Below are 20043 nucleotides of genomic sequence, written 5' to 3' on the forward strand. Positions count from 1 at the left end.
GGCGTACCTGCGGGCGGACGGCTGACCGCGCACGGCAGCGGTGAGGGACTCCGTCCGGCTCCGGCCATCGGTTGATCGCCGGCCGGTGTCCGGCAGTAGGGTGACGCCCGTGGCACCACGACCGTTGCATGAAATCGTCGAACCGGGCTGGGCGAAGGCCCTGGAACCCGTCGCAGGACGGATCGCCGAGATGGGCGACTTCCTGCGCACGGAGATCGCCGCGGGACGCACCTACCTCCCGGCCGGACCCAATGTCCTGCGGGCCTTCCAGCAGCCCTTCGACGAAGTACGGGTCCTGATCGTCGGTCAGGACCCGTATCCCACGCCGGGGCACGCGGTGGGCCTGTCGTTCTCGGTCGCGCCCGACGTGCGCCCGCTGCCGCCGAGCCTGATCAACATCTTCCGGGAGCTGAACAGCGACCTGGGGCTGCCCCAGCCCTCCAACGGCGACCTCACACCCTGGACGCAGCAGGGCGTGCTGCTGCTGAACAGGGCGCTGACCACCGCGCCGCGCAGCCCGGGGGCGCACCGTGGCAAGGGCTGGGAGGAGGTCACCGAGCAGGCGATCCGGGCGCTGGCGGCGCGGGGCAAGCCGCTGGTGTCCATCCTGTGGGGCCGTGACGCCCGCAATCTGCGTCCGCTGCTGGGCAGACTGCCGGCGGTGGAGTCCGCGCATCCCTCGCCCATGTCGGCCGACCGCGGGTTCTTCGGCTCGCGTCCGTTCAGCCGGGCCAACGATCTGCTGATCCAGCAGGGAGGACAGCCGGTGGACTGGCGTCTGCCATGACCGCGCCCGGTTATCTCGCCGTGGACTCCGGCGGTTCCGGCCTCCGGGTCGCCGTCGGCGTCCCGGGGCGGGAGCCCTCGGCTCGGCGGGAGACCCGGGAACCGGTCCGCACGGGTGCGCGGGGCATCGATCCGGCCCACCTGATGGCACAACTCCTGCCGCTGGCCCGGGCCCTGGCCGCGGAGGCCGGAGTGGACGAGCTGGGCACGGCCGTCGTCGGCGCCGCCGGGTTCGCCACCCTGGGCGACGCCCTGCGCGCCGAACTGCCCGGCGCCCTCGGCCGGGAGCTGGGCGTGCGGAAGGTGGCACTCGCCGCAGACGCCGTCACCGCCTACGTCGGTGCCCTCGGGCCACGTCCGGGCGCGGTGCTGGCCGCGGGCACCGGACTGATCGCGGTCGGCACCGACCTGCAGGGCTGGCGGCGGGCCGACGGCTGGGGGCATCTGCTGGGCGACTGCGGCAGCGGTGCCTGGATCGGACGGGCCGGCCTGGAGGCGGCGCTGCGCGCGTACGACGGCCGGGACGGTGGTTCCGCACCGCTGCTGGCCTGCGCAAAGGAGCAGTTCGGCGCGATGCCCGGCCTGCCCGGCCTGGTGTACCCGCGCTCCGACCGGGCCGCCGTCCTGGCCTCCTTCGCGCCCCGGGTGGCCGCGTGCGCCGCGCACGACCCGGTCGCCGCGGCCATCCTGCGCACGGCGGCCCGGCACATGGCCGAGTCGGCCGCGGCCGTGTGCCCGGTGGAGGGGGAGCCCGAGGTGGCGCTCACGGGCGGCCTGTTCAAGCTGGGCGGCACCCTCCTCGTAGCCCTTCGCGAGGAGTTGGCGAGCAGGCTGCCGCACATGCGGGAGGTGCCGGCCGGGGGCGATCCGCTGCATGGCTCGGTACGGATCGCCACCGACCTCGCGGCCGGTCGGCTCACCCTGCCGGGTGAACCGACGATGCTCCACGTGACCCCCCTCACGGCGACTGAGGTCCCCACAAAAGGCAGTTGATCCCACTGTCGTCCCATGTATCCGGAATGCACCCGGAACACATGCCCTTCGTGCGTAACTCATCAGACAAAACCGGACGGATACCGCTCACCTGCACCCTCCCCGAACAGGAGAGCCCGGCAAGCCAGTAACATGCGGCGCCATGAGCTCCCCCACTGGACCCGCGTCCGGCCTGCCAGTACGAATGCCGCGACCCCGCCAGCCCGGACGGCACCGCCGACCGGAACCGCTGGTGGCTCCCGAGGGCGCGCCCGCGCTCGTCCTCGCCGTGCCCGGTGCGCCCAGCCCCGCCACGCGCGGCCTCGCCGAGGAGGTCGTGAGCATCGCCCGCTCCGAGCTGCCCGGCCTGCACGCCCGGATCGGTTACGTGGACGGGGACGACGCCGAGTTCCCCACCCTTCGGTCCGTGCTGGCGCACGCCGCCGAGGAGCGCAGCGCCCGCTACGAGCAGGCCGTCGCCGCCGGTGTCGAGGTCAGCGAGCCCGACGGCCCGGTCGCCGTCGTCGTGCCGCTGCTGGCCGGTCCGGACAGCGCCCTGGTGCGCCAGATCCGCCAGTCCGTGATGGACAGCCGGGTCGCCGCCGACCTGACCGATGTGCTCGGTCCGCACCCGCTGCTCGCCGAGGCGCTGCACGTGCGGCTGTCCGAGGCGGGCCTGGCCCGCGCCGACCGTGCCCGGCTGTTCACGGTGGCCACCGCCGCGGACGGCATCATCCTGGCCTCCGTGGGCGGCGAGGAGGCCGTGCAGGCGGCCGGGATCACCGGCATGCTGCTCGCCGCGCGTCTGGCCGTGCCGGTGATGGCGGCGGCCCTGGACCAGGAGGGCTCCATCTCCTCCGTCGCCGAGCAGCTGCGTTCCGCCGGCTCGCGGCAGCTGGCCCTCGCGCCCTACCTGGTCGGCCCGGAGATCGACCCGGGGCTGCTGGCGGCGGCCGCCGAGGAGGCGGGCTGCGCCACGGCCGAGGCGCTCGGCGCGTACCCGGCGATCGGCAAGCTCGCGCTCGCCAAGTACACGACGGCGCTGGGCATCGTCCCGCAGCAGCCGCAGGGGACCCCGGTCCGCTGACCGGACACGGCATCCGTACGGCGAAGGGCCCGCTCCGGTCTGCGGAGCGGGCCCTTCGCCTTGCCCGGGGCCGGACGTGTCCGGCCGACACCTCCCCGGGCCGGCGGGTCAGCCGAAGACGACGCAGGAGGCCGCGGTGACCCGCACCGAGCCGTCGTAGCGGGGTAGCCCGGTCGCCTCGTCCACGGCGAACCAGCTCACGTCTCCGGAGCGCTCGTTGGCCGCGTAGAGGAACCCGTCGCGCTCGGCCAGCGCGCGCGGCCACTGCCCGCCGCACGGCACCGTGCCGGTCAGCCTGAGCCCGTCCCCCACGACGGCGAGGACCGACAGGACATCCTCGCCGCGCGTCGCGGTCCACACGAAGCGGCCGTCGGGCGAGACCACGATGCCCGAGGGGTAGGCGTCGCCGGCCGGGGCGCCCGGCAGCAGGGGAATCTCGGTCAGCGGCTTCAGGAAGCCGTCCGCCGCGCCCCAGCGGCACACCGTCACCGTCGGGGTGAGTTCGTTGACCACGTAGGCGTGCTCACCGTCCGGGTGGAAGGCCATATGGCGGGGACCGGAGCCGGGGCGCAGGGCGAACTCGCGGTGCAGGACGGGGGCGCCTTCCTCGAGGGCGCAGACCCGGACCGAGTCGGTGCCGAGGTCGACGCTGACCGCCCACCGCCCGCTGGGGTCGGGCTGCACCTGGTGGGCGTGCGGGCCGCGCTGACGCCGGTCGTGCGGGCCGGAACCGGTGTGCTGGAGGAGACCGGAGGGCTTGGTGGCGAGAGCGCCGTCCGGACGCACGGGTACCGCGGTGACGCTGCCGGAGCCGTAGTTGGCGGTCAGCACGTGTCCGTCGTACAGGCTGAGGTGGGTGGGTTCGCCGCCGTCCACCGGCACGGGCGGCCCGGCGAGTTCCGGCCGGTCGCCGTTGAGGCGGTAGGCGGCGACTGCGCCCTCGGCCGTCTCGCTGACCGCGTACAGCGTGGTGCCGCCCGGCGCCAGGGCAAGGTAGGAGGGGTCGGGCAGGTCCTTCACGGCGGCCACGAGGGTGAGGGCCCCGTCGTCCGGCGCGACCTCCGCGGTCACCAGTCCGGGTCCGCCCGCCGCCGTGAACGAGCCGATGAACGCCCTGGGCCTGTCCGTCCTGCCGTCCTGTGCCACCACTGTCCCCTCTCGGTCGAGCCAGTCGAGCCGGTCCGGGGCCGACGGTAGCAGTCGATCAACGGCGGTCTAGACCAAGAGGCGGGGTGACAGGACGGTTCTTCGGGAAGCCCACCGATCGCCGTGCGGTTCCCGCGGCCCTCTCCCCCTCAGGCCCCACCCATCCGCGAACCGCGGCACGGACTTCCCCCTCAGGCCCCGACCGGCCGCGAGCCCGAAGGAGAACGCAGCGGCTCGGCAAGGTCGGCGAGGGCACGTTCCAGGCCGTGCAGATGAGCCAGGGCGGGCTCGGCGGGCGGGTCGGCGGGACGCTGGAGGGGCTGGGCGCCGCCCGCGGTCAGGGCCTCGACGGCAGCCTCCACGCGCCAGCAGGCGGCGGCCAGGCGGGCGTCGTGGGAGGCCTCGGGGTCGGCGGCGACCGCCACCAGGCCACGGATCTCGCGGGCGCAGTCGTCGAGGAGCGCGAGGACCCGGCGGGCGCGCCGCTTGCGGGCCGGCATCGGGTTCAGCGGGTGCACCAGCGGCGCCACCGAGAGCCGGACCCGGCCGAGCAGCTGCTCCAGCTCGGCGACGCGCGGCGCCGGGTCGGCCGTGGCAGAGCCCGCGAGCCGGGCCGCGGCCTCGGCCGTGCAGGCGTGGACGCAGCGCAGGGCGCGCTGGATCCAGGCGTCGGTGGTGGCGTGCGTGGTGACCGGCAGCACGAACAGCACGGCGAGGGCGGCGCCGAGCGCACCCACACCGGTCTCGGCGAGGCGCAGGGCGAGCAGGCCGGGGCTGAGGACGCCGAGAAGGCCGTAGAGCATCTCGGCGAGCAGCGTCACCCAGAGCATCATCCAGGTGTAGGAGAGCGCGGCCGTGTAGAAGATGCCGAAGACGGCGACCGCGACGAGGACGGCCGTCGGGACGGGCGCGCCATGCACGGGCACGGCGACGAGGAACCCCAGGCCGATGCCGATCACCGTGCCGAGGACCCGCCGGAAGCCGCGCACCAGCGTCTCACCGCGGGAGGCGGTGTTGACGAAGATCCACCAGGTGGCGCCGACAGCCCAGTACCAGCGCTGTCCGGACACCAGCTGGCCGACGATCAGCGCGAAGCCGGCACCCGCCGTCGCCTGGACCGCCTGCCGGGTGGTGATCCGGGCCAGTCCGGTCCCGGTGGGCGGGGCGGGGGCGGCGGCCGGGGGCAGCCTGCGCTCGTAACACCACACGCCGAAGCGGACCACGGCGGCGCTGAGCACCGACAGCAGGACAGCGGCGTACAGCTCGGGCAGCTGGGCGGCGGTGGCGTGCAGGAACTGGGCCACGAAGAAGGTCATGAAGGCGAACACGCCGAGGCTGTGTCCGCGCGGACCCCAGCGGCGCGCGTACACGCCGACGCCGACGACGGCCAGGAAGGCGAGGTCGCGCGCCACCGGCTGGTCGTGCAGTTCGGCCGCGGCGGCGAGCACCGGAACGCCCACCGCGGGCAGCAGCGCGGTGGTGACCGCCTGCCCGCGCACGGTCGGGTCGGCGACGGTGAACAGCGCGAGCAGCGCGGCGAGGCCGCCGGTGACCGCACCGGCGAGGGAGTGTCCGGCCAGGAGACAGACCACGACGGCCAGTCCGATGCCGAGGACGGCCCGCGATGCGAAGCGCAACCGCGCCCGCCCCGGGTCCGGAGCCACGAACACCCTCTTCAGCACTGCTGCCCTCCCCTGGGAACACCGGCACACCGGCACACAAAAGGCGCCGCGGGGGTCCGCAGCGCCATCGACCTGTCCATGAGAGCATCACCGAGGTCACTGGCTCAAGTCTCGCCTGGATCACTGAACCATTGGCGCAGCAACGCACGGGCATGCGCGTCGGCCGGAATACCAACGGACCAGGTCGGCCGGAATACGCGAGCGGTGGGCGGCTGAGCCATTGGTACAGTCGTAGGTCATGGCTGTGGACGACCTCGACACCCGTATCCTGCGGCTGCTTCTGGAGCAGCCGCGCACCAGCGTGCGCGAGTACGCGCGCATCCTCGGTGTCGCCCGCGGCACGCTCCAGGCCCGTCTGGACCGCATGGAACGGGAGGGCGTGATCACCGGCACGGGCCCGTCCCTCTCCCCGGCCGCCCTGGGCCATCCGGTGCTGGCGTTCGTGCACATCGAGGTCACCCAGGGCCACCTCGACGATGTGGGCGACGCTCTGGCGGCCGTGCCGGAGATCGTGGAGGCCTTCTCGATCACGGGCGGCGGAGACCTGCTCGCGCGTGTGGTGGGCCGGGACAACGCCCATCTGGAGGACGTGATCCAGAAGCTGATCAGCCTTCCGGGCGTGGTGCGCACCCGCACCGAGGTGGCGCTGCGCGAACGCGTCCCGTACCGGCTGCTGCCGCTGGTGGAGTCCGTCGGCCGAGCGGCCCGCGCCTGACGCTTGGCATCCTGGACCGCATGAGCGATCTCGGTGCCCTCTCGGTCATCTTCGATCTCGACGGAACGCTGGTGGACAGCGAGCCGAACTACTACGAGGCGAGCCGGCAGACCCTGGCCGAGCAGGGCGTCCCGGACTTCACCTGGACGGAGCACGAGAGCTACGTCGGCATCAGCACCCTGGAGTCGGTGGCGATCTGGCGGGAGCGCTATGGCCTGCGCGCCTCGGTGCAGGAGCTGCTGGACGCGACGAACCGGCGTTACCTGGCACTCGCCCGCACCCGCACCCGCGCGTACCCGGAGATGCGCAAGTTCGTAGAGCTGCTGGCCGCCGAGGGAGTACCGATGGCGGTCGCCTCGGGCTCCTCCCCGGAGGCCATCGCCGCGATCCTGGCGGGCACCGGCCTGGACGCCTTCCTGCGCACGGCGGTCTCGGCCGACGAGGTCCCGCACGGCAAGCCGGCACCCGACGTCTTCCTGGAGGCGGCCCGGAGGCTCGGGGCCGGCCCGGGCGACTGCGTGGTCCTGGAGGACGCCGCACCGGGCGCGGCCGCCGCGCACGCCGCCGGGATGCGCTGCATCGCGATCCCGTACGTGGCCGCACAGGCGGACGCGCCCGAGTTCGCCACCGCGACCCTTCTGCTGCGCGGCGGCCAGGGGGAGTTCACGGCGCAGGGCGCGTACGCGTGGCTCCGGGACGCGGCCGGATCCCGCTGAGCACCTGCCCTGCCCGTCAGTCCCGTTGACGCTCCGCCGAGCCTTTCCCTCGCGCCGGCCCGCCTGTTCGAGGTAGATCGTGCGGCACGCTCACCATCGGCGGGAGCGGTCGTGCCGCCGTCGCGCTGCGGCCGCGCGTGCCCGCGTGGGCGACCGCGGGCTTCCGGGTGACCGTCAACTAGTGGTTCCACGGCCCGGTCAACCTGGTCGGACGCAACTCCTCCACGGAGTACCTGAAGTTGAGCCTGTACGGCAATGCCGCGCTGTCCGGCGACCTCCTGCCGTCCCCTGACCCGGTCTCCGGCTCCTCGCTCCACTACACCCTGGAGGTACCGAGATCGCCCCCTTCTTCACCGATGTGTACGGGGCACGGACGACGGCCTCGGGGCCTGGACCGAGCCCGGTCGCCTCGGTCGATGCCCCTGCCCAAGGGATTACTCCGGGTGTCCGCCGTGATGCGGGAAGCCGCCGTTCCGGGGTGACGCGCGCGGTGGTTCCCCGTGCGTGGCGGGCCGAGGCTGCTTAGCGTGACCCCATGACCACAGACCAGGCCCGGCCCGCCCCCGACGACCGGCGGTGGAAGGCGCTCGGGGTCTGTCTGGCCGCGGGCTTCATCTCGCTGCTCGACACCTCGATCGTGAACGTGGCGCTGCCCTCGATGGAGCGCGGGGTCGGGGCGTCCGAGGCCGCCCAGTCATGGGTGGTCTCCGGCTACGCCCTCACCTTCGGGCTCGCGCTGGTCCCCGCGGGCCGGCTGGGCGACATGCGCGGACGGCGCCAGGCCTTCCTGTTCGGGCTCGCCCTGTTCACGGTGGCCTCGACGGCGTGCGGTCTCGCACCCAGCGCCTCGTGGCTGGTGCTGTTCCGGCTGATCCAGGGCACGGCGGCGGGCATGGTCGCACCGCAGACCTCGGGGCTGATCCAGCAGATGTTCCAGGGCGCCGAGCGGGCCAAGGCCTTCGGCCTGCTCGGCAGCGTCATCGGGGTCTCGACGGCGGCGGGCCCACTGGCGGGCGGCCTGCTGATCGACGCCGTCGGCACCGACGACGGCTGGCGCTGGGTGTTCTTCGTCAACCTGCCGATCGGGGTGGCCGCCTTCGCCGCGGGGCTCCGGCTGCTGCCCCGTTTCCCGGCGCCGCCGGGAAAGCGCGAGGAGTTCGATCTGTTCGGGGTGCTGCTTCTCGGCTCGGGTGTGCTCGCGCTGATGCTGCCCCTGGTGCAGGAGCAGCAGTGGAACGGGCGGGACAAGTGGGCGCTGATGCCGTTGGCCGCACTGCTGCTGGGCTCCTTCTGGGCGTGGGAGAGACGGCAGGGCCGGCTCGGGCGCGCTCCGCTGGTCGACCTGGCGCTCTTCTCCCTGCGCTCCTTCACGCTCGGCGCTCTGATCAGCCTCTCGTACTTCGCGGGCTTCACCACGGTCTTCTTCGTCTACACCCTGTACCTGCAGAACAACGTGGGATACAGCGCGCTCGCGGCAGGTCTCACCGTCCTGCCCTTCGCGGCCGCCTCGGCGGTCGGCGCCGCGGCCGGGGGCCGGCTGGTGGTGCGTTTCGGCCGCAAGCTGGTCGTCATCGGTCTGTGCGGAGTGGCGCTGGGACTGCTCGGGGTGGTCGCCGCGGTGCAGTTGGTGCCTGGGCGGGACGTGGGATGGGCGTCGGCGCTGCCGCTCCTCGTCGGCGGCATCGGCTCCGGTCTGACGGTCTCCCCGAACACGACCCTCACCCTCACCCGCGTCCCCGTACGCCGTGCCGGCGCGGCCGGCGGCGTCCTGCAGACGGGCCAGCGCGTCGGCTCGGCGGCCGGGATCGCCGTCGTGGGCGCGGTGTACTTCGCGCACCTGGCCAACCACGGGCGCCCCGCCACGGCGATTCAGCTCGGGTTGCTCACCGCCGTGGGAATCATCCTGCTCGCGCTGGTACTGGCGGTCGCCGACCTGCGGGAACGCCATGTACATCCCGAACCGGAGAAGGTCGCGGAGACCGTCCGGCGAGGTTCTGGCGAGGGTGGGGCCGGGGAGAGGGTCCAGCGCGGCTCCTGAGAGGCCGGGCCCAGCTCCTGAGAGGCCGGGCCTCTCAGGAGGGGGTTCTTGCAGCGGAGGCCAGGTGAGAGGCGCCCCCTTGGGAAGGGGCTCGGCGCCCCGCGAGCACCACTGCGCTCCCCCGCCGCCGTCACGACCTCCTGCGCGGCTTCCCCCGCTTGGCCGGCTTGCCACCCCCCGAGCCCGCACGGCCGCGGGCGGTGCGGCCTGCCGCTTTCGCGCCCCCCGACCTCGCGCCCCCCGGCTTCGCGGAGGTCGGCTTCTTCTGTCCGGCGCCCCCCTGCTCCGGCCGCTTGCGCTGCTGCTCGGCCGTCGCCTTCTCCGGCGTGCGGCCGCGCGTGCTGTTGGCCGTGCGGCCGCGGACGATGCCGATGAAGTCCTCCACCAGGTCGGTGGTGGCCTTCTCCGGCCAGGACAGGGCGACGCTCGACTGCGGGGCGTCGATGACCGGGCGGTAGGTGATGTCCCGGCGGTGGTACAGGCGGGCCAGGGACTGCGGGACGACCAGGAGGCCGACGTTCGCCGCCACCAGCTCGATCGCGTCCGGTGTCGTCGCGGGCCGCTCGAAGGCCGGCTCGCCGGGCGGGCCGTCCCAGTCGAAGACGTCGTCGAGGGGGTGGAAGAGCACCTCGTCGGCGAGGTCGGCGAGGGTGACCTCGTCCGCCGCCGTGATCAGGTGGTCCTTGGGGACGACCACCACCGTCGTCTCGGTGTACAGGGGGATCGCGCTGAAGAAGGTGCGGTCCACGGGCAGCCGTACGAGGCCCACGTCGGCGTCCCCCGCGCGCAGCAGCTCGGGCGCCTCGGCGGCGGGTGCCTGGATGAGGGTGAGCGGGATGCCGGGCAGGCGCTCGTTCCAGACCTTCACCCATTTGGCGGGCGTCACTCCGGGAACGTACGCGAGCCGGAACGACGGTGATTCCTCCGAGCCTGTCACCAGGCCAGGTTACCGGCCGTGGTCGGCCCGCCCGCACACGGCCGATACCCTTGACCTCATGAGTTCGCAGCAGAGCACCCAGACCATGAAGCCCGCGACCGCGGCGAAGAAGCTGGGTGTGTACCTCCCCGCCACCCCCGCCTCGTTCCAGGAGGGTGTGGTCACGCGCGCCGAGCTGAACAAGCTGCAGGCCGATCCGCCGGAGTGGCTGCGCGAGCTGCGACTGAACGGCCCCCACCCGCGTCCCGTGGTCGCTGCGAAGCTGGGCGTCTCCATCGCCGGTCTCGCGCGCGGCGGGGTCACCGAGCCGCTGACCACCGAGCAGATCGAGGCGCTCAAGCAGGAGCGGCCCGAGTGGCTGGAGAAGGAGCGTGCCACCCAGGCCGAGGTCCGCAAGGAAGCCTCACGGATCAAGAAGAAGAACGCCGAGCGCGCCGAAGACCCGCGCCCCTGACATCGAGCGCCCCTGACTCCCCCGCCCCCACCGCCGACCCCCACAGCGGTGGGGGCGGCGTGCTGAGAGAGGACGTGGCGGAGAACAGATCGGCAGGACACCGGGGGCGGGCGCCGGGCAGGTGGCACCGGACAGACCGCCGTTCCCCCGTGCCGGCGGCCTGTCCGGTGCGCGTCCGAGCAGGCCGGTGTCGCCTGGTTGAAGTGTGCGGCAGCCTGTGGCTGGGAGGGTATGCGTAGAACTGCGTATACGGACGGGGGGCTGGGGACGCAAGGCGACCGGAGAGGACAAGTGGAGCTGGACAAGGCCTACGAGCGCATGACGGCGGTCGCCGTGGCCGCGCTGCACGAGCGGGAACCCGAGCGTCTGTGGCCGGTGTTCGCCGCCGCTCTGGCGGACCTGTGCGGCGGCGAGGCCGTCGTCCACAAACTCGACGACTGGAGCGAGAGCCAGGGCCGGATCGGCACGACACCCGACGCTGCCGCCGTCGAACTGGACCGGCTCGACGACGCGGATCTGCGGCTGTTCCGCGCGGGCTATCCCTTCGCCCAGCGTTACGCGGCCGGGACCGACCGTTCCCCGGTCACCGCGCACCGCGCAGTGGGCCGTGTCTGGCCGGACAGTCCGACAGCGCGCCTGCTCGGTGAGGTCCTGGACGTCGATCACGTACTGGGTGTGCCGCTCCCCGACAGCACGGCACCGGTCACCGGGTGCCTCGTGTACCGCTCCGGTACGGACTTCACCGACGACCACCTCGCCATGGCCGAGCGCGCGCAGCCGCTGCTGGCCGCGGTCGAACGGCAGCGGCAGTTGCTGGCGCAGTGGCGACGGATGCTCGGCCCGGACGGCGCGCCGGACCAGCGGGCGGCCGACTGCGCGTTGACTCCCCGCGAGACCACCGTTCTGCTGCTGCTGACGGACGCGCTCACCGCTGACGCCATCGGCCGTCGCCTCGGCATCTCCATCCGTACCGTGCACAAGCACGTCGAGAACATCTACCGCAAGCTGGGCACCCGGGACCGTGTCGGCACCGTGCTGCGCGCCCAGCGACTCGGCCTGATCCCGTCGCCCGGCCCACCCGGGACCGGGCCCTGGGCTCGCCCCTCGTCCTCGGTCACCGTGGAGCGGTCCTCCGGGAGCGAGCGGACCTGAAGGGCTGTCAGCCGATCTGTCCCTGAGGGGGCGACAGTCCGCGAGCCGTCCGGAGCCAGATGACCGACGCGGCCGCCGTGGCCGTGCCGAGGAGGCCGTGGACGCGCTTGGCGCCTACGAGCCCTCCAGGGCGCGGAGCTTCCTCCGTTGTCGATCGCCCACTCGGATGGCGGATCAGGTGTCGTTGCAGGAAGGACATCAACTCGGTCCACGACTTGACCCATGCTCGCGGCAGGTGCGCCCCGGGCAGTGATCCGCGGGGCGCGACTGGAACAGCGCGTCAGGCCAGGGAGAACTTGGCAACGTACTCGTCGAAGGGTTCGATGCCGACTTCTGCACGGAGTTCGTTCATGCGCTCGGGCTCTTCACAGGGCCACGGAATCGGTGCCCCGTCCTTCACGCCGGCGATTTGCGTGCCGTAGACCTGCTTGCGGCCCTCATTGACCAGCGTGCGGTCGCACAGGAAGGCCAGCTCGCGCGGGCTGGCCGAGCCTGCCGACACCGCCTGCCGCATCAGATGGAGGGCGCGCCGCTGGACATCGAGCTGCCGGTCGGCGTGCTGGGCGATCAGCCATGCTGCGCGTGCGGCCTCCTCACCGACCAGTTCTGCCGTCGGCCAGCCGTATTCGTCCATGATCTCGCCCAGCCGGTCACCGTGCCGGGCGGTCAGCCGCCGCCAGGCCAGCTGCTCGGCAGGGTCATCGCTGTTCGCGCGGACTGCGGACCGGTGATCGGCCGCAGCCATGTCCGTGAGCTCCACGGCCAGCGCGGCAACGTCGTACGCCACTCTCAACTCCTGGGTCGGATCAGTGTGTTGTGCTCCGTTGCCCGCAAGCTTAAAGGTGTAAATCAGACGTAAAGATCATTCCGGAGAACGGTGACAGGCACCTCCCCGCACGGGGATAATGGATCTACCCCCGAAGCCAGAGCCGGATCGCTACGACAGTCACGGTGCCCTGGAAGACATAGGCACACTTGTCGAACGGGCCCGGACGCGCGCGGCCGCACGAACGGCTGTCCAGTCAGCCCAGGAAGCTCAGCCGCACCCGGCGGTCGGGGTTGTCCTTGTTGGTGTCCACCAGGCACACGGACTGCCAGGTTCCCAGCTCCAGGTGGCCGGCGATCACCGGAAGGGTCGCGTGCGGGGGGACGAAGGCCGGCAGGACGTGGTCGCGGCCGTGGCCGGGGCTGCCGTGCCGGTGCTGCCAGCGGTCGTCGGCGGGGAGGAGGGTGTGCAGGGCGGCGAGGAGGTCGTCGTCGCTGCCGGCGCCCGTCTCGATGACGGCGATCCCGGCGGTGGCGTGCGGGACGAAGATGTTGAGGAGGCCGTCGCGGCCGCCTGCCGCGTCCCGCAGGAATTCCTCGCATTCCCCGGTGAGGTCGACGACGCGTTCCCGGGAGCCGGTGGAGACGTTCAGCGTTCGGGTGGTGAAGGCATCTGACATGCCCCCATCCTGACCCATACGCGGGGTTTCACACCCCCTGGCACGATCGCTCACTGATACCAGGGGTCCACAAGACGAGACGCCCGTTGACCCGCCTGCTGCTGCAGTGGCGACCGACGTTCACCGGCCGGTGAGGCCCACGGTGACCCAGGCCGTTCACGTCAAGTGGCTGACCCGCGCCTTCGACGGCCGTGCCGGAGGAAGGAGACTCCGGCATGAGCGTACGACTGCACTGGTTCCTGCCGACGGGCGGAGACGGCCGCACCCCTGGTGGACCGGCACGCCTACGGCCCGAACGACGGGCGCAGGGCCGACGGAGTCCGTGCTCCGGACATCGAATACCTGGCGCAGATCGCCAAGGCGGCCGAGCAGGCTGGCTTCGTGTGCTCCGGCTATCCGCACCTGCAGGAGGCGTACTGGTTCGGGGAGGGCGCGATCCCCGGGCTGGCCGCGCGCGGGCTGCTGGAGCATACGGTCGCCTCCGGTGAGCGCCGCTGCTCGTGGCGGGCGGGCGCTGAGCAGCCGGGAAGATCCACGCGCGGCTCCCTGTTGGGAGAGGCGTGAACGGAACACGCGAGGTCGAGGTAGTCGTCATAGGCGCTGGTCAGGCCGGACTGGCCGGCGCCTATCACCTGCGGCGCGCCGGCTTCGAGCCGGACCGTGACTTCGTGGTGCTGGACCACTCCCCCGGGCCGGGGGGCGCCTGGCAGTTCCGCTGGCCGTCGCTGACGTACGGCAAGGTGCACGGGATGCACTCGCTGCCCGGCATGGAGCTGACGGACGCCGACCCGGCGCGGCCCTCGGCCGAGGTCGTCCGGGAGTACTTCGACCGGTACGAACGCACCTTCGATCTGCGGGTACGGCGGCCCGTGGATGTGCGGGCGGTGGGCGGGGGTGAACGCGGGCGGCTGCTGGTGGAGGCCTCGGACGGCGTCTGGTCGACGCGGGCGCTGATCAACGCGACGGGTACCTGGGACCGGCCGTTCTGGCCGCGCTATCCGGGCCAGGAGACCTTCCGCGGGCGGCAGTTGCACACCGCGCAGTACGCCGGCCCCGAGGATTTCGCCGGGCTGCGGGTCGTGGTCGTCGGCGGCGGCGCCTCGGGCACCCAGCATCTGCTGGAGTTGGCCCCGTACGCGGCCGCGACCACCTGGGTGACCCGGCGGCCTCCGGTGTTCCGCGAAGGGCCGTTCGACCAGGAGGCGGGCCGGGCCGCGGTCGCGCTGGTGGAGGAGCGGGTGCGGCAGGGTCTGCCGCCGCGCAGTGTGGTCTCGGTCACCGGGCTGCCCCTCAACGACGCCATCCGGAAGGGGCTGGCGGACGGCGTCCTGGACCGGCAGCCGATGTTCGACCGGATCACTCCGGACGGAGTGGCGTGGAACGACGGCCGGCACGTGGCTGCCGATGTCATCCTGTGGGCGACCGGCTTCCGGGCCGCGCTCGACCATCTCAGTCCGCTGCGGCTGCGTGAGCCGGGCGGCGGCATCCGGGTCGAGGGCACCCGCGCGGTGGCCGATCCGCGCGTCCACCTCGTGGGTTACGGACCCTCGGCCAGCACCATCGGCGCGAACCGGGCCGGTCGTGCGGCCGTCCGGGACATCAGGCGCTTGCTGGCCGAGGGACAGCCGGTCGCCGCGTGACGCCCCGGCGGCTCAGCGGACCGCAGGCGCCGAGGAGGCCGGGGACTGCGGCGGGCTCTGGCTCGGGGAGTGCGGCGGGCTCTGGCTCGGGGTCTGCGCCTGTCCCGTGCCCTGGTGCAGCGCGTTGAATTCCGCCACATTGCGCATATGCGTCGCGTAGTCGTCGGTGAAACGGGTGTCCCCGGGCTTGACCGTGACGAAGTACAGCCAGTTGCCCGGCGGCGGGTTGAGCGCGGCGTGCATCGCCTCCTCGCCGGGGTTGTCGATCGGTGTCGGCGGCAGGCCCATGCGCTGGTAGGAGTTGTACGGGTTCTCGATGCGGGTGTCGTCCTGGCTGGTGCGGACGGTGCTGCGGTTCAGTGCGTAGTTGATGGTCGAGTCCATCTGCAGCGGCATCCCGCGCTCCAGCCGGTTGAAGACGACCCGGGCGACCTTGCCCATGTCCGCCTTCGTCGCGGCCTCGGCCTGGATGATGCTGGCGATGGTGACGGCCTGGTAGATGTTCATCGCGTTCCGCTGTGCTCCGGCCGCGATCGGCGCCGCGTTGAACTTCTTGTCGGCGGTGTCGACCATGACACGCAGCAGGGACTCGGGCGTCGCCCCCTTCTCCACCGGATACGTCGCCGGGAAGAGATAGCCCTCGGGGTTGCCCTCGGCGTCGCCCGGCAGTTTCAGACCGGCTCTGCCGATGGATCTGCGGGTGCTGCCCGGGGGCAGTCTCAGGGCCTTGTCGATCGCGTCGTACACCTGGCTCGCGCGCCAGCCCTCCGGGATGACCAGGGTGGACGGCTTCGCCTCCTCGTGACCTCTCTCCAGCGTCAGCATCGGCACCGCCACGGCGGCGCCGGCCACGACGGCGCCGGCCACGACGAGGGCGAAGCGGCCTCGGCGCGTCAGTCGGATCGTGCTCCGTGGCGGAATCTTCATCTGCATGCGGGCACGGTAGTACGCATATCGTCATAAACCCGGCATATGTTCAGTTTGTCGATCGCTGCGTCAGCTTGTCGGTTCCAGTTGGGCGTCCCGGCGCACCAGGGCCGCGTAGCGCCCGTCCAGCTCCAGCAGTTCCTCGTGTGTGCCGCGTTCGGCGACCCGCCCCGAGTCCAGCACCATGATCTGGTCGGCATCGCGGACCGTGGACAGGCGGTGGGCGATGGTGACCGTCGTACGGTCGGCCGACAGGGCGTCGATGGCTTCCTGGACGGCGGCTTCCGTGCGGGTGTCGAGCGCGCTGGTCGCCTCGTCGAGGATGAGGACCGGCGGGTCGCGCAGGATGGTACGGGCTATGGCGAGGCGTTGCTTCTCGCCTCCGGAGAAGCGGTGGCCGCGTTCGCCGACGATCGTGTCGTAGCCGTCGGGCAGTGCCGCTATGTGGTCGTGGATCTGCGCCGCCTTGGCCGCCGCGTGCAGCTCCTCGTCGGTGGCGTCCGGCTTGGCGAAGCGCAGGTTGTCGGCGACCGAGGCGTGGAAGAGGTACGTCTCCTGCGAGACGACGCCGACCGCGCGGGCCAGGGTGTCGAAGTCGAGATCGCGGACGTCGATGCCGTCCAGGGTGACGCGGCCGCCGGTGACGTCGTAGAGGCGGGGCACCAGATAGCCGAGTGTGGACTTGCCGGCGCCGGTAGGGCCGACGACGGCGAGACTGCCCCCCGCGGGCACGGTGACGTCGATGCCGTCGAGGACCGGGCCGACCGCGTCGTTGTCGGCGTCGTAGCGGAACTGGACGTCCTCGAAGCGGACTTCGCCCTTGATCCGGTCGAGACGGACGGGCCGGTCGCGCTCGGTGATGTCGACGGGCAGGTCCAGGTACTCGAAGATGCGCTGGAAGAGCGCGAGCGAGGTCTGGATCTGGACGCCGGTCGCGAGCAGGCTGACGGCCGGGCGGAAGAGGCCCTGCTGGAGCGAGACGAAGGCGACGATGGTGCCGAGGGAGACCTCGGGTCCGCCGAACCGGAGGGCCAGGCCGGCGGTCCAGTAGATGACGGCGGGCATCGCGGCCATGACGATCGTGATCACGGCCATGCGCCAGCGCCCGGCCATGTTCGACTTCACTTCCAGGTCGACCAGGCGCTCGGACTCCTCGGCGAAGGACGCGGTGAGCGAGTCGGAGCGGCCCATCGTGCGGCCGAGCAGGATGCCGCTGACGGAGAGCGACTCGGTGACCGTGGCGGCCATCGTGGCCATCTGCTTCTGCCGCTGGGTGGTGATCTTCTTGCGTTCGTTGCCCACGCGGCGGCTGATCCACACGAACACCGGCAGCAGGAGCAGCGAGACGATCGTGAGCCGCCAGTCGAGGGCGACCATGGCGATGATCGTGGCGATCACGCTGGTGGCGTTGGAGACGAGGGAGGTGGCCGTGGAGGTGACGGTGGCCTGCATGCCGCCGATGTCGTTGGCGATGCGGGACTGCACCTCGCCGGTGCGGGTGCGGGTGAAGAAGGCGAGCGACATGCGCTGCAGCCGGCCGTAGACGGCGGTGCGCAGGTCGTGCATGACGCGCTGGCCGACGGTGGTCGAGATCAGCGTCTGGAGGACGCCGAAGACACTGGAGAGGACGGCGCTGAGGATCATGCCGAGCGCGAGCAGGCTCAGCAGGCCGGTGCGGCCCTGGGGGATGGCGACGTCCAGGGTCTCCTTCAGCAGGAACGGTGTGGCCACCGAGACCAGCGAGGAGGCGCCGACCAGCAGGCCGACGATCGCGAGCCGGCCGCGGTAGGGGTGGAAGAGCTTCAGGATGCGGCGCACCTGCCGGGGCTGTTCTCCGGCGTCGGCAGGCGGGGTCCAGGAGGGTTCACGGTCGGGATGCATGGGCTCCTACGGAGGGGAAGGGCGCCGGCCGGGGACGGGCCGCGCGAGGACGGAACGGATCGTAGCTCATTGTTACCTATACTCACAATGAACGGCGTCCTGATATTGTTCCCGCATGACCACCCCCGATCCCGACGGCCTGCTCGCCGAGCAGCTGCTGCGGCTGACCCGCCGGGTGCACCGCATCCAGAAGCGCCATCTGGAACAGCGTGGCCTGGGCGTCACCCCGGCCCAGTCCCGGCTGCTGCGCACCCTCGCACACTACGGCTCGCCCCCGCGCATGGCCGACCTCGCGGAGCGCCTGGAGGTGGTGCCCCGCGCGGTGACGACTCTGGTCGACGGGCTGGAGGCGAGCGGCAAGGTGCGGCGGGCGCCTGATCCGGTGAACCGGCGCGTGACCCGGATCGAGCTGACGGACGAGGGCCGCTCGACCCTGCGCGAGCTGCGCGGCGCCCGCCGCTCGGCGGCCGAGGAGATACTCGCTCCGCTGACGGGGAAGGAGCGCCAGGTGCTCGGCGTGCTGCTGGACACGCTCATCGACGGAGACGCGGCCAAGCAGTGCTGAACGGCCGCGCCTCCCGCTCCGGACGGCCAGAGCGGGAGGCGCGGGCGCCCCTGGAGGCGTCGTCGTCTCTCCGAGACCCGCGTGCCGCTGCCGCGTACCTCATCGTGCGAGGGGCGCGCCCCACACGGGTGGCCGCATCGCCGGGGTCAGCAACGGCTGCGGTCCTCTGTCAGCACTCCCTGAACCGTGGTCAGCGAGCGGTCGTAGCAGCCGTCGGAGCCGTACAGCCGATACCGCTCGGCCGACGTGCCCACCGCGTGCCGCTGGTCGCGCGGGACGTTGACCGTGTACGTGGCATCGCCCGTGTAGGTGTCGTCGAGCCGGGACCACACCGCGCGCCGGCCGTCCCGCCGCTCCACGACCGAGGCGCGGTCGCCGAGAGTCAGCGCGGTGCGCAGCCGGTTGTCCGAGCCGACGTTCGTGGCGCCGTTCATCGTGTACGTCCGGTGCGTGTGCGTCGTCCGCGTGGGGCCGTGTCCGCCGACGGTGACGGTCTCGTCGTCGGTCCAGGTCGCGTCGAGTCCGTCCGTGCTCTCGTCGTCGGTCCAGCGGTGGACGGAGGTGTGGGCGAGCGTCCGGCTGACGGTGGTGGTCACCCGGCCGTGCGAGGTGTCGAGGTACCCGGAGACGGTGAGCCGGTGCCCGGCGTCGGTGTCCACACGGTTCTCCGAGCCGGGCGTGTGGACGGATGAGTTGGTGAGGTCCGTCGCCCTGTAGCCGGTGAGCGCGCCGGTGATGTGCGCGCGGTGCGCATCCCGCCAGACCAGTACGTTCACCGGGGTGCTCCAGCCGGACCGTCCCGCGGGCACGCCGACGACGGAGACCTCGACGCGGTGCGGACGGCCGTCGTTGAGCAGGCCGGCGAACGGCGTCAGGTCGTATTCGACGGGCCGGACGTCGAAGGCGCGGGGGGCCGGGAGGACGTACCAGAGGAAGGGGTTGGACCAGCCGCCGGTCCATACGTTCGGGAACGGCGCGGCGATGCCGGCGAGTCGGCCGTCGACCTTGATCTGCACCTCGCGGTAGGGCCCGTGGTCGGCCTTGCAGGAGTAGGACGCCGGGTCGGCCACGGTCAGGTACCAGAACTCCTCGCAGCCGCCCCCCGATCCGGTCGCGTAGACCTCGGCGACGATCCGCTCGCTGTTGCGCGGGGTGGTGAGGGTCGTGCCGTCGGACGTGCCGGCGAGGGTGAGGACGCGGTCGGGCGCGGGGGTCCGGGGGCGGCCCGCGTAGAAGGTCAGGGTGACGTGCACATCGATGACCCCGGTGTATGTGTCGTCCACGACGTTGCCGATGAGCATCTCGACGTCCTGCGCGCCGCGGAAGGTGTCGCTGTAGCGGGTGACGTCCTTCTCGACATGCCACTCGATGCCGTCCGGCGAGGGCTCCGGTGTGGAGGTGCGCAGGATCTCGACCCCGCCGACGCTCAGATGGCCGAGCCGGTCGTACTGACGGCCCCTCACCTTGCCGTCGAGGCGCAGGACGATCTCGCTCCAGCTGTCGCCGCAGCCCTTGGGCGGGGTGTACGCGCCCCGGTAGGGGGTGAAGTCACGGAACTGGGCGTCGGCGAGCATGACCTGGCACGACCTGGTGTGCGGCCGGTCGAGCGGCGGTGACGCGGTCATCGGGTCGTGCCAGTCGGTGCCGAACTCCGCGGGTACGTCCACCCCTTGGGCGGCGGCGGTTCCGGTGCCGAAGAACGTGCTCACCAGGAGGGTCGCTCCGGCGAGCATGGACATGACTATCCGTCTTCTCATGGCCGTGTTCTACGGGGAGTTGACCGCCGACCGCAACGGGCAGACCGGACGAAGGCCACCGCGACCACCGCCGCGGGGCCGGCCGGTCACATGACCCCTCACGGGCGCGCACCGGGGGGACATTCAGTACTATAAGCACATCT

The 20043-nt window shown here is 72.3% G+C and carries 18 protein-coding genes and 3 pseudogenes; 13 read left to right on the plus strand and 8 right to left on the minus strand.

Annotated elements, in window-relative coordinates; translation table 11 throughout:
- The first annotated feature begins 109 nt into the window (after nucleotides 1-109).
- From ABZ079_RS16720 to ABZ079_RS16730, 3 genes are all read left to right on the plus strand, one after another.
- Complete coding sequence (locus tag ABZ079_RS16720; protein WP_356940170.1) at nucleotides 110-787, plus strand: uracil-DNA glycosylase; 678 nt, start codon at nucleotides 110-112, stop codon at nucleotides 785-787.
- Nucleotides 784-1779, plus strand: a complete 996-nt coding sequence (locus ABZ079_RS16725) for a BadF/BadG/BcrA/BcrD ATPase family protein (RefSeq protein WP_356940171.1) — start codon at nucleotides 784-786, stop codon at nucleotides 1777-1779. The genes ABZ079_RS16720 and ABZ079_RS16725 overlap by 4 nt, the downstream gene beginning before the upstream one ends.
- Before the next feature lie 142 nt (nucleotides 1780-1921).
- A complete protein-coding gene (locus tag ABZ079_RS16730) occupies nucleotides 1922-2845 on the plus strand; it encodes a hypothetical protein (protein WP_356940172.1) in 924 nt (307 codons plus the stop codon).
- 108 nt (nucleotides 2846-2953) lie between these two features.
- Here the strand turns inward: ABZ079_RS16730 and ABZ079_RS16735 are convergent, their stop codons facing one another.
- Together ABZ079_RS16735 and ABZ079_RS16740 are read right to left on the minus strand one after the other, a co-directional pair.
- Complete coding sequence (locus tag ABZ079_RS16735) at nucleotides 2954-3991, minus strand: lactonase family protein (RefSeq protein ID WP_356940173.1); 1038 nt, start codon at nucleotides 3989-3991, stop codon at nucleotides 2954-2956.
- Nucleotides 3992-4182: 191 nt separating this feature from the next.
- Nucleotides 4183-5673: an FUSC family protein gene (locus ABZ079_RS16740; RefSeq protein ID WP_356940174.1), complete on the minus strand. Its 1491-nt coding sequence runs from the start codon at nucleotides 5671-5673 to the stop codon at nucleotides 4183-4185.
- A gap of 238 nt (nucleotides 5674-5911) precedes the next feature.
- Here ABZ079_RS16740 and ABZ079_RS16745 point away from each other — a divergent pair, with 238 nt between their 5' ends.
- The 4 genes and pseudogenes from ABZ079_RS16745 (at nucleotide 5912) to ABZ079_RS16760 (ending at nucleotide 9142) form a co-directional block, all read left to right on the plus strand.
- Nucleotides 5912-6388 carry an Lrp/AsnC family transcriptional regulator gene (locus ABZ079_RS16745; protein WP_356940175.1) on the plus strand — a complete coding sequence of 159 codons (477 nt, stop codon included), beginning with the start codon at nucleotides 5912-5914 and terminating at the stop codon, nucleotides 6386-6388.
- Between the two features lie 20 nt (nucleotides 6389-6408).
- Nucleotides 6409-7104, plus strand: a complete 696-nt coding sequence (locus ABZ079_RS16750; protein ID WP_356940176.1) for an HAD family phosphatase — start codon at nucleotides 6409-6411, stop codon at nucleotides 7102-7104.
- Between the two features lie 86 nt (nucleotides 7105-7190).
- Nucleotides 7191-7453: pseudogene (locus ABZ079_RS16755) on the plus strand (hypothetical protein); the annotation flags it as partial.
- 186 nt (nucleotides 7454-7639) lie between these two features.
- Nucleotides 7640-9142, plus strand: a complete 1503-nt coding sequence (locus tag ABZ079_RS16760; protein ID WP_356940177.1) for an MFS transporter — start codon at nucleotides 7640-7642, stop codon at nucleotides 9140-9142.
- A 130-nt stretch (nucleotides 9143-9272) separates the two neighbouring features.
- Here the strand turns inward: ABZ079_RS16760 and ABZ079_RS16765 are convergent, their stop codons facing one another.
- Entirely contained in the window at nucleotides 9273-10079 is an 807-nt protein-coding gene (locus ABZ079_RS16765) for a LysR family transcriptional regulator substrate-binding protein (protein WP_356940178.1), read from the minus strand.
- 58 nt (nucleotides 10080-10137) lie between these two features.
- Here ABZ079_RS16765 and ABZ079_RS16770 point away from each other — a divergent pair, with 58 nt between their 5' ends.
- Both ABZ079_RS16770 and ABZ079_RS16775 read left to right on the plus strand, forming a co-directional pair.
- Nucleotides 10138-10533, plus strand: a complete 396-nt coding sequence (locus tag ABZ079_RS16770; protein WP_356940179.1) for a DUF5997 family protein — start codon at nucleotides 10138-10140, stop codon at nucleotides 10531-10533.
- A 291-nt stretch (nucleotides 10534-10824) separates the two neighbouring features.
- Nucleotides 10825-11685, plus strand: coding sequence for a LuxR C-terminal-related transcriptional regulator (locus ABZ079_RS16775; protein ID WP_356940180.1), 861 nt, complete (start codon nucleotides 10825-10827; stop codon nucleotides 11683-11685).
- A gap of 280 nt (nucleotides 11686-11965) precedes the next feature.
- Here ABZ079_RS16775 and ABZ079_RS16780 read toward each other — a convergent pair whose 3' ends face one another.
- Complete coding sequence (locus tag ABZ079_RS16780) at nucleotides 11966-12472, minus strand: DUF6624 domain-containing protein (protein WP_356940181.1); 507 nt, start codon at nucleotides 12470-12472, stop codon at nucleotides 11966-11968.
- Between the two features lie 235 nt (nucleotides 12473-12707).
- Nucleotides 12708-13130 carry a secondary thiamine-phosphate synthase enzyme YjbQ gene (locus tag ABZ079_RS16785; RefSeq protein ID WP_356940182.1) on the minus strand — a complete coding sequence of 141 codons (423 nt, stop codon included), beginning with the start codon at nucleotides 13128-13130 and terminating at the stop codon, nucleotides 12708-12710.
- A 215-nt stretch (nucleotides 13131-13345) separates the two neighbouring features.
- Here ABZ079_RS16785 and ABZ079_RS16790 point away from each other — a divergent pair.
- From ABZ079_RS16790 to ABZ079_RS16800, 3 genes and pseudogenes are all read left to right on the plus strand, one after another.
- Nucleotides 13346-13511 (plus strand): annotated as a pseudogene (locus tag ABZ079_RS16790) (alkanesulfonate monooxygenase); the annotation flags it as partial.
- A pseudogene (locus tag ABZ079_RS16795) lies at nucleotides 13509-13694 on the plus strand (hypothetical protein); the annotation flags it as partial. The pseudogenes ABZ079_RS16790 and ABZ079_RS16795, both read left to right, overlap by 3 nt.
- Complete coding sequence (locus tag ABZ079_RS16800) at nucleotides 13691-14770, plus strand: NAD(P)-binding domain-containing protein (RefSeq protein WP_356940183.1); 1080 nt, start codon at nucleotides 13691-13693, stop codon at nucleotides 14768-14770. The pseudogene ABZ079_RS16795 and the gene ABZ079_RS16800, both read left to right, overlap by 4 nt.
- Nucleotides 14771-14782: 12 nt before the next feature.
- Here ABZ079_RS16800 and mltG read toward each other — a convergent pair whose 3' ends face one another.
- Nucleotides 14783-15703: an endolytic transglycosylase MltG gene (gene mltG / locus ABZ079_RS16805; RefSeq protein WP_356940184.1), complete on the minus strand. Its 921-nt coding sequence runs from the start codon at nucleotides 15701-15703 to the stop codon at nucleotides 14783-14785.
- A gap of 63 nt (nucleotides 15704-15766) precedes the next feature.
- Entirely contained in the window at nucleotides 15767-17578 is a 1812-nt protein-coding gene (locus ABZ079_RS16810; protein WP_356940185.1) for an ABC transporter ATP-binding protein, read from the minus strand.
- 115 nt (nucleotides 17579-17693) lie between these two features.
- On the opposite strand from ABZ079_RS16810, the gene ABZ079_RS16815 reads away from it, so the two are divergent.
- Nucleotides 17694-18143: a MarR family transcriptional regulator gene (locus tag ABZ079_RS16815; RefSeq protein WP_356940186.1), complete on the plus strand. Its 450-nt coding sequence runs from the start codon at nucleotides 17694-17696 to the stop codon at nucleotides 18141-18143.
- Nucleotides 18144-18289: 146 nt separating this feature from the next.
- Here the strand turns inward: ABZ079_RS16815 and ABZ079_RS16820 are convergent, their stop codons facing one another.
- Nucleotides 18290-19900, minus strand: coding sequence for a peptide-N4-asparagine amidase (locus tag ABZ079_RS16820; RefSeq protein WP_356940187.1), 1611 nt, complete (start codon nucleotides 19898-19900; stop codon nucleotides 18290-18292).
- Between the last annotated feature and the right edge of the window lie 143 nt (nucleotides 19901-20043).

The sequence above is a fragment of the Streptomyces sp. NPDC006314 genome (genome assembly GCF_040613075.1).
In the GTDB taxonomy this organism is placed as follows: Bacteria; Actinomycetota; Actinomycetes; order Streptomycetales; family Streptomycetaceae; genus Streptomyces.

What these genes read in the sequence shown, in the direction of transcription:
- ABZ079_RS16725 (WP_356940171.1), top strand. Translation starts at nt 784, where the DNA reads ATGACCGCGCCCGGTTATCTCGCCGTGGACTCCGGCGGTTCCGGCCTC.
- ABZ079_RS16810 (WP_356940185.1), bottom strand. Translation starts at nt 17,578, where the DNA reads ATGCATCCCGACCGTGAACCCTCCTGGACCCCGCCTGCCGACGCCGGA.
- ABZ079_RS16815 (WP_356940186.1), top strand. Translation starts at nt 17,694, where the DNA reads ATGACCACCCCCGATCCCGACGGCCTGCTCGCCGAGCAGCTGCTGCGG.
- ABZ079_RS16760 (WP_356940177.1), top strand. Translation starts at nt 7,640, where the DNA reads ATGACCACAGACCAGGCCCGGCCCGCCCCCGACGACCGGCGGTGGAAG.
- ABZ079_RS16750 (WP_356940176.1), top strand. Translation starts at nt 6,409, where the DNA reads ATGAGCGATCTCGGTGCCCTCTCGGTCATCTTCGATCTCGACGGAACG.
- ABZ079_RS16785 (WP_356940182.1), bottom strand. Translation starts at nt 13,130, where the DNA reads ATGTCAGATGCCTTCACCACCCGAACGCTGAACGTCTCCACCGGCTCC.
- ABZ079_RS16770 (WP_356940179.1), top strand. Translation starts at nt 10,138, where the DNA reads ATGAGTTCGCAGCAGAGCACCCAGACCATGAAGCCCGCGACCGCGGCG.
- ABZ079_RS16820 (WP_356940187.1), bottom strand. Translation starts at nt 19,900, where the DNA reads ATGAGAAGACGGATAGTCATGTCCATGCTCGCCGGAGCGACCCTCCTG.
- ABZ079_RS16745 (WP_356940175.1), top strand. Translation starts at nt 5,912, where the DNA reads ATGGCTGTGGACGACCTCGACACCCGTATCCTGCGGCTGCTTCTGGAG.
- mltG (WP_356940184.1), bottom strand. Translation starts at nt 15,703, where the DNA reads ATGCAGATGAAGATTCCGCCACGGAGCACGATCCGACTGACGCGCCGA.
- ABZ079_RS16730 (WP_356940172.1), top strand. Translation starts at nt 1,922, where the DNA reads ATGAGCTCCCCCACTGGACCCGCGTCCGGCCTGCCAGTACGAATGCCG.